Source organism: Pseudomonas sp. NY8896 (genome assembly GCF_039634505.1).
The window spans coordinates 3,459,427-3,476,223 of the sequence record NZ_CP132350.1 but is presented as its reverse complement, the minus strand read 5'-3'; the positions used below and the strand labels follow the sequence as shown (position 1 = coordinate 3,476,223).

Sequence of the window (16,797 nt, the reverse complement as noted above, 5' to 3'; positions counted from 1 at the left end):
ACCTAATAGAGTACGGAGAATCACCATGAAACCCTCGATGGCAATCAAGCCTCTGGTTTTCGCAATTGCTGCGGTCATGGCTGTTGCTGTACAAGCTGGGCAAAACGATCGGCGTAATGACCACCATAACGGCCACCATAACAATGGTCAGCACACGCCTCCACCCACCAAAATCCCTGTGTATGCAACGGCCAATGCCTGGGATACCCAATCCAGCACCGATAACCGCATCACCAACCAAGGCACCATCAACGAAGCCGAGATGAGTGACTCTGGCACAGGCTCCAGCGGCAACGTCGGCATCAACGTGGCGGCTGGTAACGGTAACCAGCAGGATAACGCCGCGGCCATTGCCAACGCCGGCTCCGAGTCGAGCCTGGACAACAGCTTCGTGTTCGGCATGGCCAACGCCACCGCCGACGTCGAGCAAACCAGCAGAAACAACCGGGTCGACAATTACTCGACCCAGTCTTCGGCTGTGATGAGCGGCTCGGCCAGCGGGGCTGAGGGCAACATCGGCATCAACATCGCCGGCGGCGACCTCAACCAGCAGAAAAACACCATGGCCATCGCCAACACCGGCGCCCCACTGGGTAACGCCACCGCCACCGCTTCGGCCAATCAGGACGGGCCAGGCCTGACGGTAAACAACGGCGCCGACCGCACCTACCGTGTGGATACGATCACCATCACCACCTCGGCCAGCGGCTCGAGCTCGCGTGATGGCACGTTCAACTCGACCGACGACCGCAGCTCGTCGTCGAGCTTCAGCGTGGCCGGCGCGCAAAGCGCCAGCTCCAGCGGCTCCAGTGGCTGGAATTCCAGCGGTTCGAGCAGCTCGAACGCCAGCGGCTCCAACAACTCCAGCGCCAGTGGCTCCAACAGCTGGGGCCTGAACGGCTCAGCCAGCGGCAGCAACAGCTCGTCGAGCAGCGCCAACCTCAACGCATCGCTGGATGCAGCAGCCAACGCTACCCGCACCCTCACCACCGATGATGGCCGTCGCGAGCGCACCCGCTCCAGCACCTTCGACGGTTCGTTGAACGCATCGCTGGATGTCTCGGTCGACAAGTCGCACGAAAGTGCCTACGACTCGTCGTTCGAGAAAGCCTTCGACTCCAACTACGACAAGTCGCATCAATCGTCGTACGACAAGTCCAAGGATTCTTCGTACACCAAGTCTCACGATTCTTCGTACGAGAATGCTTCGGCGTCTGACTTCTCGAAGTCTGGCGAAAAATCGAAACAATCCTCGAACGACGTGTCGAAGAGCTACAGCGAAAGCAGTGCTTACGACTTGAGCAATACCGTGTCCTTCCAAGTGCTGACCCCGACCGGCTGGGCCAACCCTGTTACCAACACTGCAACCCTTAGCGGTTCGGTGAACGGTGGCAGCGGCAACCTGGGCGTGAACGTGGCAGCCGGTGTGGGCAACCAGCAGAGCAACTCGCTGGCCATCTCCAACACCTCGTTCTGACCGTTGTGCTTGAGGCCCCCTTCGGGGGGCCTTTCTTCAACAGAACCGGAAGGCATCCGATCATGCGCATTATCGCCCTGGCGTTTCTGCTGTGCCTGGCCAGCGTGAGCGAAGCTGCACAAATGCCACTGTCCGTCCTGCCGGGCGGTGCTGTGGTGTTCAAACCGATCCAGAGCGTTCGCGAGCGCAAGTTCGCCGACCTGGTGCAACAAAAGACCGACTTCAGCTGCGGCGCCGCCGCGCTGGCGACCATCCTGCGCCAGGCCTACTGGCTGGATGTGGACGAACACCAGATCATCGAAGGCATGCTGGCCCACGCCGACCAGGACCTGGTGCGCACACAAGGCTTCTCGATGCTCGACATGAAACGCTACGTCGAGAGCCTGGGGATGCGTGCCCGCGGTTACCGGGTGGCCCCCGACACCCTGCACAGCGTGCGCATTCCGGTCGTGGTGCTGATGGATGTGCGCGGCTACAAGCACTTCGTGGTCATGCAGAAGGTCGACAAAGGCTGGGTGTACGTCGGTGACCCGGTGCTGGGCCACAGGCGCTACAAGATCGACGATTTCCTCAAAGGCTGGAACGGCATCATCTTCGCCGTGATCGGCCAAGGTTACGACAAGAACAACGTCCTGCTCGACCCGCCCCTGCCACTGACCGCCAAGGGCCGGGTGAACAACTTCACCCCAGTGAAGGACACCGAGCTACTGGACTTCGGCTTCATCAAAAGCGACTTCTTCTAACGACTGTTCTAATGACAAGGAGCATGATGCTCCAGGGAGCATTTCATGAAGACTTCATTGTGGCTGGCCATGGCCTGCCTGGCAGCCAGCTTGCCCAGCCACGCAGAGGCGTTCAAACCCATCGAACTGAAGGACCAGGAGCTGGCGAACCTGCGCGGCCGTTACGTGATGCCCGGACGAATCGTGAGCTTCGGCATCGTCATGTCCAGCACCTGGCAAAATGCCAAGGGCGATGTGATCGGGGCAACGTCAACGCTGCAGGTTCAGCAGTCGACCATCAAGCCTCAGTTCTATGTCTCGATGATTGATGAAAAAGGCACCGGCACGGCACCGAGCGGTGCTTCCGCCGCCGGGACTGGCGTGGTCACAGGTGGCAACGGCCTTGCCACCACCGAGGGTGTGACCCAGGTGGTACGCGCGGCCGGCGACAACAATGCCGCCTACAACAACGTCGACATCAACGTGACCAAGGCCAACCAGGCTCCCGCCGTACAACAGCAAGGGCAGGTACTGGCCGCCGGCCAGACCCTGGTTGGGGAGAACGGCGCTGGTGCGCTCAGTGTGTCTTCCAGCGGTGTGGGCGTGCAACTCAACATCAATGCCAGCAATAACCAAGGCAGCAGCATGCAGCGGCTGGCCCAAGGCGGCCTGATGCAGAACTCGACACTGCTCGGCAACGGCAACCTGGTCAGCAACGTCACATCATTGAATGTCGTGATGCGTGAGAGCGTGCCGACCGCGGCTTCGCTCAACGGCAGCCTTGACCAGCTCAAAGGTCTTCGCACCTTCGGATACTGATCTACGCTCAGTCTCATCAAAAGTAGTTGGAAGGGACGGCAACTCCATGTACCGATCTTTTACGCTTAGAGCTTTTGTGTGTTTCGCTACCCTGGCCCCCGCCACAGCACTTTACGCAGCCGCCGACCCTCAGGTCGAAGCGCTGAAACAGGAACTGATCGAACTCAAACGTCGGTACGAGGCACAGCAACAGGCACTGATGGTGCTGGAGCAACGCGTGCGCCAGGTTGAGGAGGCCCCTGCAGCGGCGCCGCCCAAACGCCTGGTCAAGTCCCCCGCCGAGGGGGTGAAGGGTGCGCAGACTGTCGCTTCTGGCACGCCTGGCACCACTGGTAGCTCGTACGGGCAGGCGCTGACGGCCGATTCCGAACCGGCGCAAAGCGTTTCCAACCTCTATGACGAAGCCAGCGGGTTCTTTGGCGGCGGCAAGTTCAGCTTCGAAACAGGCGTCACGTATACCCATTACGATACCCGGGCGCTTACGCTCAATGGCTTCCTGGCGCTGGACTCGATCTTTCTGGGCAGCATCAACCTTGACCGGATCAAGGCCGACAACTGGACCCTGGACATGACTGCGCGCTACAACCTGGCGCAGCGTTGGCAGTTCGATATCAACGTGCCCGTGGTGTACCGCGAGTCCACCTACTCGTCTGGCGGCGCCGGTGGCGCCGGGGCCAGTACCTCCGATGCAACCGTCACTCGCGACCCGGAAATTGGCGATGTCAACGTTGGAGTGGCCTACAAGTTCCTCGACGAGGACGAAACCTGGCCTGACGCCGTCGCCACCCTGCGGGTCAAGGCGCCGACCGGCAAGGACCCGTATGGCATCAAGCTGCGCGAGGTAGACGGCAACAGCAACCTGTCGGTGCCGGAAAGCCTGCCCACCGGCAACGGCGTATGGTCGATCACACCGGGTATCTCGCTGGTCAAGACCTTCGACCCAGCTGTGCTGTTCGGCAGCCTGTCCTACACCTACAACATGCAGGACTCGTTCAGCGACATCAGCCCGCAGGTCAACAGCAAGGTGCCGGGTGACGTCAAGCTCGGCGACTCGTGGCAGATCGGCGGCGGTATCGCCTTTGCCCTGAACGAGAAGATGAGCATGTCGTTCTCGGTGTCCGACCAGTTCGCCCGCAAGAGCAAGATCAAACCCGATGGCGGTGACTGGCAATCGATCTCCAACAGTGACTACAACGCCGCCAACTTCAACATCGGCCTGACCTTCGCCGCCACCAACAACCTGACCATCGTGCCCAACCTGTCCATTGGTCTGACCGACGATGCCCCAGACTTCTCCTTCAGCCTGAAATTCCCTTACTACTTCTGAGACTCGCCATCGGCCGAGCCCGTGCGAACGGGCCCGGCTTTTGGTTACCAGCCTTGTAACCGCCCGCCTTCCCTGCCCCGGCCTGTTATCATCAAGCACAGATGCATGACGATTTAATGGCAAAAGGGAAGTTTTTGTGAAGAACCTGTCCGACCACCCACGCACCCGGCTTGCCGCTTTGGCAGCCTTGGTGTTGGTGATCCCACTGGGTACGCGCGCCATGCTGGGTTGGTCCAACCCGCTCGGTTACCTGTCCGACCTCGCCCTCGGCAGCCTGCTGGTGCTATTGCTGCACCGCCGGCCGTGGTGGCTGGCACTGCCCGTGCTGCTGGCCTGGGCGGCCCTGTGGGTAGCCTCGGCCGAACTCGTAAGCGCGGTGGGCCGGTTGCCCACCAGCGCCGACCTGACCTACCTGCTCGACCCGCAGTTCATGGAGAACTCCACCGGTGGCGGCCTGGCCCATGCCTGGCTGCCTTGGGTGCTGGGCAGTGCTCTGCTGGCCTGGCTGGCCTGTGCCTGGCGCAGCCGCGCGCAGCGTAGCCAGCCACTGCCGCGCAAGGCCTGGGCCATCCCCGTACTGCTGTTTGGCGCCCACTGGGGCAGCCAGCAACTGGTGCCTTCCGATGCCGACCAGTGGCGGCAATACAACCTCACCCACCAGCTGATGTCTGCCGGGGCTGGCAACCTGCAACGCCAGGTCGAAGGCTGGCTTGGCCGTACGCAACCCTTCACCCCGCTGGCCAGCAGCGGCTTGACCCAATCCGACCTGCATGGGCAAAGGCTGTTTACCGGCCCGGGAACTGCCCGCAACCTGCTGGTCATCACCATGGAAGGCATCCCCGGCGCTTACCTGCGGCCCAACCGCCAGGCGCTGAACAGTCGTTTCGACGAAGACCTGATGCCCAAGCTCAGCAAGTGGGCCGAGCGCGGCATGAACACCCCGGACTACGTGCTGCACACCCACCAGACCATCCGCGGCCTGTACGCGATGCTGTGCGGCGACTACGACAAGCTGGCCAATGGCACGCCCAAGGGCGTGGAGCTGCTGACCCAGAACGAGCGCAACCAGGCTTGCCTGCCAGCACAGTTGCGCCAGGCCGGTTTCACTACCCACTACCTGCAAGGCGCGGGCCTGCGCTTCATGGCCAAGGACCGCATCATGCCGCACATCGGTTTCGATTCGGTGCATGGCTTGGAGTGGTTCCGCAACAAGAACTACCTGGACTTCCCATGGGGCAAGGATGACCGCGCCTTCTTCGAGGGTGCCCTGGGCTACGTCGGCCAGTTGCAGAAGCAGGACAAGCCATGGATGCTGACCCTGCTCACCGTGGGCACCCACCAGCCCTACTCGGCGCCGGCCGAATACCTCGAGCGCTACGACACGCCGAAACAGGCAGCGGTCGCCTACCTGGACGACGCCGTCGGGGCATTTCTCGACAACCTCGAACGCCAGGGCGTACTCAAGGACACGCTGGTGGTGCTGACGTCCGACGAGTCCCATGGCATCGATGGCGTGCGCCTGGCTTCGTCCTGGGGCTTCAACCTTACCCTGGCGCCGGAGCAGGCCCAGCTACCGACCATCAAGCGCGGCACCTACGGCCACATCGACCTGGCCACCTCGTTGCTCGACTACTTCGCACTGCCCATTCCTGTCGCGCTTGGCGGTCGCTCGCTGTACCGTGACTACGACACCGGCCGCGAGATGATCTCCTACACCAACGGCATGCTGCGCTACCACAACGGCCAGGGCGTGTTCACCGAATGTGACTTCCAGCAGCGCTGCCGGCGTTATGCCAGCGAGGGCTTCATCGCCGACCAGGCCCGCTATCTTGGGCCAGGCGACAGCCTGCTGGGCCAGCAGATCGGCGCCCTGGCCGGGGTGCTCGACCAATCCCTGCTGCAAACCCCGCTCAACCTGCGCTACCAATTCGGCGGCCCTTCGCCGATCAAGTTGCGCAAGCGCATCCACGATGACTGGGCCGACAACCTGATTGGCGCACAGTACCTGGAAATGCCGGAAGGCTCGCACACCCGTGTGCGGGTCAAGGTACGCTCGCTGGACCCTAAACGTGCGGCCTATATCCAGCTCAAGGCCAAGCAGTTGGAGCAGGACGTACCCTTGGGCCTGCCACAAGAGGTAAAGGTCACCGCCGACGAGCCGCTGGAGATGGAGTTCAGCTTCGACAACCCGACCGAGCGCAAGGCGTTTTCCTTCCATTTGCTGGGCTATGGCGGCGGCAAGGTGGAAGTCAGCGATTTCAGCGTGATCACCGCCCTGCCTGGCGAGGATGACGGCGCCGATGAGCTTGCCGAGGGGCATATCGCCCACTCGGGCTGAGCAAGGTACCGCTCATCGCCCGGCCACCGGTGCCTGTCGATTCGACCTGGGCGTGCTCGACTAAGGTGTGAATCCCCAGCGTGGAGACAGCACCATGAGCACTAGCGACAGCAGGCACCCGGTGGTTTCTCGCAGCCAGTGGCTGGCAGCTCGCCGGCAACTCTGGCTGCACGAAAAAGCCTTTACCCACCACCGCGACGCGCTGGCCGCAGCCCGTCGCGCCCTACCTTGGGTCAAAGTCGAACACGACTATCGTTTCAACGGGCCGGACGGCGAGTTGAGCCTGGCCGACCTGTTCGCGGGTCGCAGCCAATTGCTGCTTTACCATTTCATGTTCGCCGAGGGCTGGAGCGAGGGCTGCCCCGGTTGCTCGTTCCTGGCTGACCATTTTGACGGTGCCAACTTGCACCTTGCACACCACGACGTGTCCCTGGTTGCGGTATCGCGGGCACCGTATGCCGAGTTCCAGGCGTTCCGTCGACGCATGGGCTGGCAGTTCCCGTGGTACTCGTCACACGGCAGCGGTTTCAACGAAGACTTTGGCGTAAGTGTCGGCAACGAGGGTGAACGGCAGTACAACTATGAGCCGTATAACGGCAGTGAAAGCGAGCTGCCTGGCTTGAGTGCGTTCTACCGCGAAGCGGACGGCAGCGTGTACCACACCTACTCAACCTACGCCCGCGGGCTGGACATCCTGGTCAATACCTACAACTTCCTCGACATTGCGCCACTGGGACGCAATGAAGGCGGGACCATGGACTGGGTGCGGCACCATGACCGCTATGAAGGGCAGCCAGACAAGGCACACTGCTGTCACAACTGATACAGGGGCCGCACGATGTCAGCCACGCACACCCAGCATCCCGCGCTCGACGATGAAGTCGATCACCGCCTGCAGTCCTTCGCCCTTCTTCAGGTTGCTGAAGGTCCAGGGCCGCTGCGGCCGCATGCGCTGGGTGTCGCGCTCCATCACTTCCAATGAAGCCCCTACATAAGGCGCCAAGTCGGTCTTGTTGATCACCAGGAAGTCCGACTTGGTAATGCCCGGCCCGCCCTTGCGGGGGATCTTTTCGCCCTCGGCCACGTCGATCACGTAGATGGTCAAGTCAGCCAGCTCCGGGCTGAACGTAGCGCTGAGGTTGTCACCGCCGCTTTCCACGAAGATGACTTCGAGGTTACCGAACTTGCGTGCCAGCGCTTCGACCGCCGCCAGGTTCATCGAAGCGTCTTCCCGAATAGCCGTATGTGGGCAGCCGCCGGTTTCCACGCCAACGATGCGCTCAGGCTCCAGGGCGCCGGCCTCGGTGAGGATGCGCTGGTCTTCCTTGGTGTAGATATCGTTGGTCACCACGGCAATCTGGTAGTGATCACGCATGGCCTTGCACAGCGCTTCCAGCAGCGCGGTCTTGCCAGAGCCGACCGGGCCGCCGACACCGACGCGCAGGGGTTGTTGATAGCTTTGCATGCAGGCAGTCCTCAGGAACGGAACAAACGGGTGTATTGGGTTTCGTGACGCGATGAAGCAATGGCCAGCAGTGGCAGGCCACCGCCGAGCTGGTCGTCGCCCAGGCCCAGTGCCTGGTCGAGCGCAGCGGGCAATTCGTTGCCGAGGTCGCGCAGCAAGGTCTGGGCAGCCTGCTGGCCGAACGGCACCAGCTTGACCCCGGCCATGACCGCGCCCTCTAGCCAGGCAAAACCATGGCCCAATGCCAATTGGCGCAGCGGGATGGCCCAGTGCGCGGCCAGCCAGGCCATGCCGCCCAGCTGGCTTAACTCAAGGCTGGCGCGCCAGGCCGGTGCCTGGCCCAATTGCCAGCCGTCGAGCAACCGCGCCAATGCCGCACCGCGTTGCTGTTCTTCCAGCCGCAGCTCGGCCGTTTCACGGTTGGCCAGCAAGAACCGGCTCCAATGGCCGAACGCTGCGGCATCTTCGGCCTGGCATGCGTGGTACAAGCGCGCCAGAACCGGCCAGTCGAGGCAAGCCAGGGTGTCGTGAACCTGCTCGCGTTGCCAGGCAACGAAGCCGTCCACGCCACGCACCCAGCCGGCCTCGACCGCCCACTCCAGGCCTTGCGAGTAGGTGAAGCCGCCCACCGGCAAGCCGGGGCTGGCCAGCTGCAGCAGGCGCAGCAACGCCAGGTCGCTGTTCATCAACCGGCCAGTACCAACGCGGCGCCGGCCAGCAGGCCACCGCCAAAAGCCTTTTGCAGGCCGCTGTGGCGGCGCAGCAGGCAACCGACCGCGAAGCCGGCCGCCAGCAGCAGACCGCTGACGGTGACGAAGCCAGCACTGAACTGCCAGAACGCGCTTGGCGTGGCTTCTACACCGTGGGCCCAGCCATGGAACAAGGCAAACACCGGCATGGCCATTGCCAGCAGCAACTGGCGGCTCGGCAGCAGCACCGCCCCGGCAGCCACCAGCAGCGACGCGGCAATCAGGGCTTCCATGCCCAGCACATCGCCGAACAGGTGCCCGCACACAGCGCCTGCGAACATTGCAGCCAGCGTAGCCAGGGGCAACGTCAGGCTGCGCCGAGTCAACGCGGCAAGCACCCCAGTGCCCAGCAGCATCAGCAAGTGATCGAGCCCGGTAAGCGGGTGCAACAGGCCGTCCTGCAGCGGGTTGCTGTCATGACCAGGGTGGGCAAAGGCTGGCAGCGCCAGCATCAGCAGAAACAGGGCGAAAGTCTTTTTCATCGGTTGCTCCAGGGCAGTTCAGGAATGGGCAGGCAGGCGTACGAACGGGTGATCGTGGCCATGAGCATGGCTGTGGCCATGGGGTGCACTTTGGTAAGCGCCCGCTTCCGGCTCGAACGGGGCCTGTTCGGCCTCGACCGTCAGGCCCAGGCCACGCAGCATGTCGTCCAGCACATGGTCGTGCTGAAAGCGCAGCAGGCCGGGTTCGATCTGCAGCGGCACATGGCGGTTGCCCAGGTGGTAGGCGGCGCGGGCCAGCAAGTGCGGGTCGGCGCAGCGCACCGTGGACACTGCCTCGGGCGCCGCCAACACGCGGATCAGATGGGTGCCATCGGCATCGGCCAGCAGCTCACCGCCGCGCAACAGGTGGCCGCGTTCGAGCATCAAGCCGGCCTCGCGGCCATCGTCCAGGGTTAACCGCAAACGACTCTTGATGCGACTGTCCACATCGAGGGTGACGGTGCCACTCACAGCAAGCGTGCCGGGGTCGCTGATACGGCGGGTCAAGACAATCATCGGTGCTCCTTCAGAACAGAAAGTAACGCTGGGCCAGCGGCAGTTCGCTGGCCGGCTCGCACACCAGCAGCTCACCATCGGCACGCACCTGGTAGGTCTGCGCATCGACTTCTATCAGGGGCTGCAGGGTGTTGTGGACCATGTCGGGCTTGCGTACCCGACGGCAGCCGTTGACCACGCCAATCAGGCTGCGCAGGTTCAGTTCCTCGGCCAGGCCACGGTCCATGGCAGCCTGGGGCAGAAAGGTCATGCGCGTGGCATGGCGTGCCGCGCCCAACGCGCCGAACATCGGCCGGTAGTGCACCGGCTGTGGCGTTGGAATGGAGCCGTTGATGTCGCCCATCGGCGCCGTGACAATCATCCCGCCCTTGAGCACCAGGGCCGGTTTGACCGCGAAGAAAGCCGGCGACCACAGCACCAGGTCGGCCAGCTTGCCCACCTCCACCGAGCCCACTTCGTGGCCGATGCCATGGGTGAGTGCCGGGTTGATGGTGTACTTGGCGATGTAGCGTTTGACCCGGAAGTTGTCGCTGTAATAGGTGTCCGGTGCCAACGGCCCACGGCGTAGTTTCATCTGGTGCGCGACCTGCCAGGTGCGCAGCACCACTTCGCCAACCCGGCCCATGGCCTGGGAGTCGGACGAGGTCATGGCAAAGGCGCCCATGTCGTGGAGGATGTCCTCGGCGGCGATGGTCTCGCGGCGGATGCGCGATTCGGCAAAGGCCACGTCCTCGGCGATGCTCGGGTCCAGGTGATGGCAGACCATGAGCATGTCCAGGTGCTCGTCCACGGTGTTGATCGTGTACGGCAGGGTCGGGTTGGTCGAGGACGGCAGCACGTTGGCCTGCCCCGCCGCGCGGATGATGTCCGGTGCATGGCCGCCACCGGCCCCCTCGGTGTGAAAGGTGTGGATGGTGCGGTCGCCAATGGCCGCCAAGGTGTCTTCGATGCAGCCCGACTCATTGAGGGTGTCGGTGTGAATCGCGACCTGGATGTCCATTTCCTCGGCCACACCCAGGCAGCAGTCGATGGCCGCTGGCGTCGAGCCCCAGTCCTCGTGCAGCTTGAGGCCAACTGCACCGGCCGCGATCTGTTCGCGCAGCGCTTCAGGCCGCGAGGCGTTGCCCTTGCCGAGCAAACCGATGTTGATCGGCAGGCTGTCGGCGGCCTGCAGCATGCGCGCCAGGTACCAGGGGCCCGGCGTGCAAGTGGTGGCATTGGTGCCGGTGGCAGGCCCGGTGCCGCCGCCGATGAACGTGGTGACACCGCTGTTCAGGGCCTCGTCCACCTGCTGCGGGCAAATGAAGTGGATATGCGAGTCCACCCCACCGGCGGTGACGATCTTGCCCTCGGCCGCGATTACTTCGGTCCCCGGCCCGACCGGCACGTTCACCCCTGGCTGCACATCGGGGTTGCCGGCCTTGCCGATCACCGCGATGCGCCCGTGCTTGATACCGATGTCGGCTTTGACGATGCCCCAGTGGTCGATGATCAGGGCATTGGTCAGCACCAGGTCCATGGCCTCGGCAGCCAGCATCTGGCCCTGCCCCATGCCATCGCGGATGACCTTGCCGCCGCCGAACTTCACCTCTTCGCCATAAACCGTGAAGTCCTTCTCTACCTCAACCCACAGTGCGGTATCGGCCAGACGCACGCGGTCGCCCACGGTAGGGCCGAACATGTCGGCATAGGCCTGGCGGGAAATACGGCTCATGCCCTGCCCTCCAGCGCGCCCATCACCTTGCCCTGAAAGCCGTACACCTCACGTTTTCCGGCATAGGCCACCAGTTGCACGGTGCGTGCCTGGCCCGGCTCGAAGCGCACGGCCGTGCCGGCCGGTATATCCAGGCGAAAGCCCAAGGTTGGCGCACGGTCGAACACCAGCGCCTCGTTGACTTCAAAGAAGTGGTAGTGCGAGCCGACCTGCACCGGTCGGTCACCATGGTTGGCCACCGTTGCACTGACCGTTTCACGGCCACTGTTCAACTCGATGTCGCCTGCGGCGACCTGGACTTCACCTGGGATCATGCTGCCCTCATTGGTAGTTTCAGACGATGGGGTCATGTACGGTCACCAGCTTGGTGCCATCCGGGAAGGTCGCTTCGACCTGCACGTCGTGGAGCATTTCGGCGATACCGGGCATCACCTGCTCACGGGTCAGCACCTCGCGCCCCAGGCTCATCAGCTCGGCGACCGTCCGGCCATCGCGGGCACCTTCGAGCACAGCGGCACTGATCAGCGCCACCGCTTCCGGGTAGTTGAGCTTCAGGCCACGGGCCAGGCGACGCTCGGCCAGCAGCGCGGCAGTGAACAGCAGCAATTTGTCTTTCTCTCTCGGGGTAAGCTCCATGGGGCTCTCTCAGGTGGCCCAGATACGCGGTGGGCAGGCTGGCAGGCCGAGGATGGCCGGGCGCAGTACATGCCACAGGCGTTGCAGGGTGCGTTGCAGGTGTTGGTTGTCGTGGTCGAGCAGGCGGATCACCAGCAGCGACCCGAGCAGGGTCGCGCCAGCCGGGTTGCCCAGTTCGTCGAGCAATGAGCGGACCTGCTCCAGCACGGCCTGATCGGCCGGTGCGGCACAGAAGGTGGCAAGCAGCGGATGCCCGCCAAGCTTGTCCAGATGCCCGCCGGCGATACGCAGGCGCTCATGCAGGCCAACCTCGTCGGGCAGTTCGATGTGCAACAGGCTGTCCAGGGTGCCGTGGTCGAAACGCTCGTGCATGACCGGGCGGCCCAAGCACAGGGTTTCCCAGGCCAGCAGGCGGGCGCCCGGCTCAAGGCTGAAACGGCTGGCAAGGCTGGCGCGGGCGCCCGAGAAGAAGATGCTGTCCTGCGGCAACCACTCCAGGGTGCTGCCAGCGGCCAGGTGAAAGCGTTGGGTCAGCCGCGCGGTCGGGCCGATGCTGCGGTAGAACTTGCTGGCGCCGGGCATGGTCAGCAGCGCGTGGCTGCCCGGCTCCAGGTGAATGTTCAGCTCCAGGCGGTCGCCGGCGACGATGCCTCCCGGTGGGTGCAATACATAGACATGGCACGGCGAACCTTCGGGATAGAAAGGCCGCTGCACCAAAAGAGGTCCGAAATGTTTCCACGCACCAAGGCGGGTCACGTCGCCACGCTGGACAAAGCGCAGTTGCAAGTGAGCGCTCCAGCCCGCATCGCCTTGTTGTTGTTCGATCTGCTCCGCGAGCGACATCCTGCGGCCCCTGAAATACGTGGCCTGCTGGCCGTTTAGAGGGTACGGCGCGGGCGGCTGCTAGCGCGCACGGCCTGACCACTCGATCAAATTCGCAGGCTGGATATAGCAGGTTGCGGGCCAACTTCGCAGGTGAACGATGATGAAACTTTTGCCGCGACCGCTCTGGCATCGGGCATACAGGAGATGGCGCACAAAGCGGGGGCGCGCTTGGGCCCTGTTTCGGTGCTATACGTGCAGATGGGGCTGCTCTGCAGCCCAAACAATCAAAGCTCAGTAGTCGAAGCGGTCCACCGCACGCCGGCGCTCGTTGTCATCACGCCGGTCATAGATGGCCGTGGTCTGGATATTGGCATGGTGCGCCAGCTTCTGCGCGATCGACAGGTCGTGCTCTTCGATCACACGGGTAATGAACGCCCGGCGGAAGTCGTGCGGCATGATCTTCACCCCCACCTGCGCGCCGCGCTGGCGGGCGATGTAGTAGATCGCATGCTTGGTGATTCGCGCTCGGGTGATGTGGCTGCCACGACGGATGCGGTTGAACAGGAACGGGTCATCTTCCGCCCCGGCAGGCAGGTCCTGGCGGCGCAGGTCAAGCCAGGCTTGCAACTTCTCGAACGCCCACGGCGGTGCGTACTTGACCAACTGGTGGTTGCCCTTGCCCACCACCTGCAAGCTGCGCGCTTGGAAGTCGACCTGGTCGAGGTCGATGTCGACCGACTCCGACTTGCGCATGCCTGTGCCGTACAGCAAGGCAATGATCGCCGCGTCACGCACCCCCTGTGGCCTGGGGTCGGCCGCGCACACATCCATCAACTCGCGAATCAGGCTGCGCCGCAGGTTGCGCCCTGGCGGCAGGCGGGTGCCCGTGGCCGGTTTGACCTCGCGAATGCGCAACAGCAGCTCATGGTCGATCAGGCCTTGGCGCCAGGCCTCGTTCATCACCCCGCGAATCGCGTTGACATACAGCGATGAGCTGTTGGGCGCGTAACCGTCGGCCCGCAGCGCCGCCACCAGCGCGATCACATGGCCGGGCTCGAGCCGATGCCAGGGCACATCGACGATGTTGCAGTCGACAAAGCCGAGCCGATCGGCGGCGTCCTGAAGGATGTAGCGCATGGTTTGCTGGCTGGATGGGGCCAGGCGGGCCATGTACTGCAGCAGCGGATTTTTCGAGAGGTCGGACAAAGCGTGAATCCTGTAGCGAAGCGTCAGCCGGGAGCAAACCGGCAAACCCTGAAGCAAGTCAAAACGACATACAAGCAAGTCCCAATGACCGCGAAACGCGCATGTCATTCGGACCCTGAGCAGTGCCATCACCTTGATATTCAAGGGCTTTGCAATTGGCACGGATCGTGATCTTACCCCAATTGAAGCCTACTGAACGAACCAAGGACCGCCCATGCTCGTGCAACCGATCGCTTCACGCCCACGCCAGGCCGTCTGGGGCCTGGGTTTTCGCCCGTTCTTCCTGGGGGGCAGTTTAGTTGCGCTGGTCGCCTTGTTGTTGTGGGTCGGTGTACTGACCGGGGCGCTGGCCCCTGACCCGCCGGGCGGCATGCTCGCCTGGCACCGCCACGAAATGCTTTACGGCTTCGCCGCTGCCGTTATCGCGGGTTTCCTGCTGACCGCCGTGCAGAACTGGAGTGGCATCCCTGGCTTGAGCGGGCGGGCGCTGCAGGGTGTGTTCCTGCTTTGGCTGCTGGGCCGGGCAAGTTGGTTCCTGCCGTTACCGGGTGGCTTGCTTGTGCTGATCGAAGGCAGCTTCCTTCCGCTGGTGGCGCTTAGCCTGGCGCGACCGATCGTGCAACGGCGCCTGCGCAACAATTACCCGATCGTCGGCCTGGTAATGTTGATCGCCGCCTGCCAGTGGCTAACCTTGGCCGGCTGGCTGCGCCAGGACGAACTGTGGCAACGCCGGGGCGTGTTTGCCGGGTTGTGGCTGGTGGCGGCGATGATGACCGTGCTCGGCGGCCGGGTCATTCCGTTCTTTACCCGCCGAGGCCTGGGCAACATGAGCGCGGCCCCTGCCCGCCCATGGCTGGACCGGGCCTGCTTGGTGTTCAGCGTGGCCGTACCTTTGGCGTTTGCCAGTGGCCTTGCCGATACACCGCGTGCCAGCCTGGCGGTGCTGTTCTTTGCACTGTTCACGCTGCACTCGGCCCGCCTGGTGCTGTGGCACGACCGTGGCCTGTGGCACGTACCGCTGCTGTGGTCGCTGCACCTGGCCTACGCCTGGATCGCCCTCGCCTGCCTGGGCATGGCACTGTGGCACGCCGGGGTGGCACTGAACCCTAGCCTGGTGACCCATGCCCTGACGGTCGGGGCCATGACCGGGCTGATCCTGGCCATGATGGCGCGGGTCAGCCTGGGCCACACCGGCAGGCCATTGCAGGTGCCAACCAGCATGGCGTGGGCTTTTGCCCTGATGCAACTGGCGACCTTGGCGCGGGTGGTTCTGCCGCTGTTCTCATCGCTGGGGGTTAGCCTTTCGGCACTGTGCTGGTGCCTGGCACTGCTGCTATTCCTGCGCCATTATCTCCCCATCCTGTTGCAGCCGAGGACAGACGGCATGCCGGGCTAACGGGCTCGCCGAAATGGGCCAGTCATTAACGTCAATCGCTTGCAACCGCGTAGATGAATTCACCTACCTTCTCACCAAGCACTTCCCTCTCGAGGCCGCCAACAGCCCCTTCAGCTCCGACCCGTAGAATCCCACACACTGGAACGCTGATGCCGCCAGCCCCAACCGCAAAAGCCGCGCATAACGTACCGGCGGCCAATCCAGCGCCAGTGGAAACGAGCGCACTTAACCCAAGGCTTCCGGCAAAACTAACTGCCTCTGTCATTCGGATTTTTTTGCACACCTGCGTCTCACCGGCCCGGCAAACCTTCTGAATGTTCATGCAAGACGAAGTACCTCCGAGCCCAATTGCAGCATGCCCACCCTCTTTAAGGTACTTACCGAGCCGCGCCACCTTATCCAAATGCGTCGCATACCCCGCAATCTGCCCCGGGCCTCCCGCTTTCGACCAATGGTGCACCAGGCACTTGGTCGAAATATTCAAACGATTCTTCAGCCGTTCATAGCGCCCCAGATTCAACTGCTTGTTAAGGAATGCCGCCTTCAGCTAATCATCCAACTGCTGGAGTAACTGCCGGCGTTCGGCAAAGAAAGCCGGGCTGGAGTTGATGTGCAATTGCTCGATACGCATCAATGTATGACTGACCCGCTCCAAGCCTTGATCCAGCTTGTCCCTCCCCACGCCCATGGACAGGCTGGCGTTGCCGAGCAAACCGGCGATATCGGCCTGGTGCTGCATCATGAAGTCCGCTTCAGCGAAATCGAGCACCTTCAGCGCGCACCGCGCGTGCTGTGCAGCTGCCATCAGTTCTCGCTCCTCGCGCCCCCAGGCATGTTCGTTGTCAGGGTCACCCATGACGAAGATTTCACCTGCCTTGAACCCTTGCTCGAACGTCGGGTTGAGCCGCTGTAACAGGGAAATCGGCAACGTGGCAGCGTGCTCGGCCAGTTGCAGCAGCACCTGGGGGAACGACATGCGTCGAGGAACCACGTAAAAGCCAGGCTCCAGCGTACCAGGCAATGCGTCGACTGCCTGACCTTGTCCTTCCAGATTGGCTCGCATAAACAAACTCCCTGTGCATGGTCCAGGTTGGAAAACCTAACATCAGCAAGGGAGTTGTAATC

General features: G+C 63.1%; 16 protein-coding genes and 1 pseudogene. 7 read left to right on the top strand and 10 right to left on the bottom strand.

The window, feature by feature from the left end; all coding sequences use genetic code 11:
• Positions 1-25 precede the first annotated feature (25 nt).
• The 6 genes from Q9451_RS15530 to Q9451_RS15505 all read left to right on the top strand — a co-directional run bounded on the left by Q9451_RS15530 (position 26) and on the right by Q9451_RS15505 (position 7,506).
• A complete protein-coding gene (locus Q9451_RS15530) occupies positions 26-1,477 on the top strand; it encodes a hypothetical protein (RefSeq protein ID WP_012272553.1) in 1,452 nt (483 codons plus the stop codon).
• 62 nt (positions 1,478-1,539) lie between these two features.
• A complete protein-coding gene (locus Q9451_RS15525; protein ID WP_012272554.1) occupies positions 1,540-2,220 on the top strand; it encodes a C39 family peptidase in 681 nt (226 codons plus the stop codon).
• 45 nt (positions 2,221-2,265) lie between these two features.
• Entirely contained in the window at positions 2,266-3,018 is a 753-nt protein-coding gene (locus Q9451_RS15520; protein WP_012272555.1) for a hypothetical protein, read from the top strand.
• Between the two features lie 46 nt (positions 3,019-3,064).
• Complete coding sequence (locus Q9451_RS15515) at positions 3,065-4,345, top strand: hypothetical protein (RefSeq protein ID WP_012272556.1); 1,281 nt, start codon at positions 3,065-3,067, stop codon at positions 4,343-4,345.
• Between the two features lie 136 nt (positions 4,346-4,481).
• Positions 4,482-6,683 (top strand): LTA synthase family protein, encoded by a 2,202-nt coding sequence (locus Q9451_RS15510; protein ID WP_012272557.1) that lies wholly within the window; start codon positions 4,482-4,484, stop codon positions 6,681-6,683.
• A 94-nt stretch (positions 6,684-6,777) separates the two neighbouring features.
• Positions 6,778-7,506 carry a thioredoxin family protein gene (locus Q9451_RS15505; RefSeq protein WP_012272558.1) on the top strand — a complete coding sequence of 243 codons (729 nt, stop codon included), beginning with the start codon at positions 6,778-6,780 and terminating at the stop codon, positions 7,504-7,506.
• 18 nt (positions 7,507-7,524) lie between these two features.
• Here Q9451_RS15505 and ureG read toward each other — a convergent pair whose 3' ends face one another.
• The 9 genes from ureG to Q9451_RS15460 form a co-directional block, all read right to left on the bottom strand.
• A complete protein-coding gene (gene ureG / locus Q9451_RS15500) occupies positions 7,525-8,148 on the bottom strand; it encodes an urease accessory protein UreG (RefSeq protein ID WP_010953755.1) in 624 nt (207 codons plus the stop codon).
• 11 nt (positions 8,149-8,159) lie between these two features.
• Positions 8,160-8,834, bottom strand: a complete 675-nt coding sequence (locus Q9451_RS15495; RefSeq protein ID WP_012272559.1) for an urease accessory protein UreF — start codon at positions 8,832-8,834, stop codon at positions 8,160-8,162.
• Positions 8,834-9,379, bottom strand: coding sequence for a HupE/UreJ family protein (locus Q9451_RS15490; RefSeq protein ID WP_012272560.1), 546 nt, complete (start codon positions 9,377-9,379; stop codon positions 8,834-8,836). The genes Q9451_RS15495 and Q9451_RS15490 overlap by 1 nt, the downstream gene beginning before the upstream one ends.
• 18 nt (positions 9,380-9,397) lie before the next feature.
• A complete protein-coding gene (gene ureE, locus Q9451_RS15485) occupies positions 9,398-9,895 on the bottom strand; it encodes an urease accessory protein UreE (protein WP_012272561.1) in 498 nt (165 codons plus the stop codon).
• Positions 9,896-9,905: 10 nt separating this feature from the next.
• Complete coding sequence (gene ureC, locus Q9451_RS15480) at positions 9,906-11,609, bottom strand: urease subunit alpha (RefSeq protein ID WP_012272562.1); 1,704 nt, start codon at positions 11,607-11,609, stop codon at positions 9,906-9,908.
• On the bottom strand, positions 11,606-11,923 hold the full coding sequence (locus Q9451_RS15475) for an urease subunit beta (protein ID WP_012272563.1): 318 nt from the start codon (positions 11,921-11,923) through the stop codon (positions 11,606-11,608). The genes ureC and Q9451_RS15475 overlap by 4 nt, the downstream gene beginning before the upstream one ends.
• Before the next feature lie 19 nt (positions 11,924-11,942).
• A complete protein-coding gene (locus tag Q9451_RS15470; RefSeq protein ID WP_003253929.1) occupies positions 11,943-12,245 on the bottom strand; it encodes an urease subunit gamma in 303 nt (100 codons plus the stop codon).
• Positions 12,246-12,254: 9 nt separating this feature from the next.
• Positions 12,255-13,088 (bottom strand): urease accessory protein UreD, encoded by an 834-nt coding sequence (locus tag Q9451_RS15465; protein WP_012272564.1) that lies wholly within the window; start codon positions 13,086-13,088, stop codon positions 12,255-12,257.
• 273 nt (positions 13,089-13,361) lie between these two features.
• Positions 13,362-14,276, bottom strand: coding sequence for a tyrosine-type recombinase/integrase (locus Q9451_RS15460; protein WP_012272565.1), 915 nt, complete (start codon positions 14,274-14,276; stop codon positions 13,362-13,364).
• A gap of 214 nt (positions 14,277-14,490) precedes the next feature.
• Between Q9451_RS15460 and Q9451_RS15455 the strand changes: the two genes are divergently transcribed.
• On the top strand, positions 14,491-15,672 hold the full coding sequence (locus Q9451_RS15455) for an NnrS family protein (RefSeq protein ID WP_345960964.1): 1,182 nt from the start codon (positions 14,491-14,493) through the stop codon (positions 15,670-15,672).
• Positions 15,673-15,703: 31 nt separating this feature from the next.
• Here the strand turns inward: Q9451_RS15455 and Q9451_RS15450 are convergent.
• A pseudogene (locus tag Q9451_RS15450) lies at positions 15,704-16,693 on the bottom strand (PAAR domain-containing protein); the annotation flags it as partial.
• Positions 16,694-16,797: the final 104 nt, after the last annotated feature.

Excerpts from the sequence above, each read along its gene's own strand:
- Q9451_RS15520 (WP_012272555.1), top strand. The coding sequence starts at position 2,266 with ATGAAGACTTCATTGTGGCTGGCCATGGCCTGCCTGGCAGCCAGCTTG.
- Q9451_RS15490 (WP_012272560.1), bottom strand. The coding sequence starts at position 9,379 with ATGAAAAAGACTTTCGCCCTGTTTCTGCTGATGCTGGCGCTGCCAGCC.
- ureC (WP_012272562.1), bottom strand. The coding sequence starts at position 11,609 with ATGAGCCGTATTTCCCGCCAGGCCTATGCCGACATGTTCGGCCCTACC.
- Q9451_RS15525 (WP_012272554.1), top strand. The coding sequence starts at position 1,540 with ATGCGCATTATCGCCCTGGCGTTTCTGCTGTGCCTGGCCAGCGTGAGC.
- ureG (WP_010953755.1), bottom strand. The coding sequence starts at position 8,148 with ATGCAAAGCTATCAACAACCCCTGCGCGTCGGTGTCGGCGGCCCGGTC.
- Q9451_RS15475 (WP_012272563.1), bottom strand. The coding sequence starts at position 11,923 with ATGATCCCAGGTGAAGTCCAGGTCGCCGCAGGCGACATCGAGTTGAAC.
- Q9451_RS15515 (WP_012272556.1), top strand. The coding sequence starts at position 3,065 with ATGTACCGATCTTTTACGCTTAGAGCTTTTGTGTGTTTCGCTACCCTG.
- Q9451_RS15455 (WP_345960964.1), top strand. The coding sequence starts at position 14,491 with ATGCTCGTGCAACCGATCGCTTCACGCCCACGCCAGGCCGTCTGGGGC.
- Q9451_RS15495 (WP_012272559.1), bottom strand. The coding sequence starts at position 8,834 with ATGAACAGCGACCTGGCGTTGCTGCGCCTGCTGCAGCTGGCCAGCCCC.
- Q9451_RS15470 (WP_003253929.1), bottom strand. The coding sequence starts at position 12,245 with ATGGAGCTTACCCCGAGAGAGAAAGACAAATTGCTGCTGTTCACTGCC.
- Q9451_RS15505 (WP_012272558.1), top strand. The coding sequence starts at position 6,778 with ATGAGCACTAGCGACAGCAGGCACCCGGTGGTTTCTCGCAGCCAGTGG.
- ureE (WP_012272561.1), bottom strand. The coding sequence starts at position 9,895 with ATGATTGTCTTGACCCGCCGTATCAGCGACCCCGGCACGCTTGCTGTG.
- Q9451_RS15465 (WP_012272564.1), bottom strand. The coding sequence starts at position 13,088 with ATGTCGCTCGCGGAGCAGATCGAACAACAACAAGGCGATGCGGGCTGG.
- Q9451_RS15530 (WP_012272553.1), top strand. The coding sequence starts at position 26 with ATGAAACCCTCGATGGCAATCAAGCCTCTGGTTTTCGCAATTGCTGCG.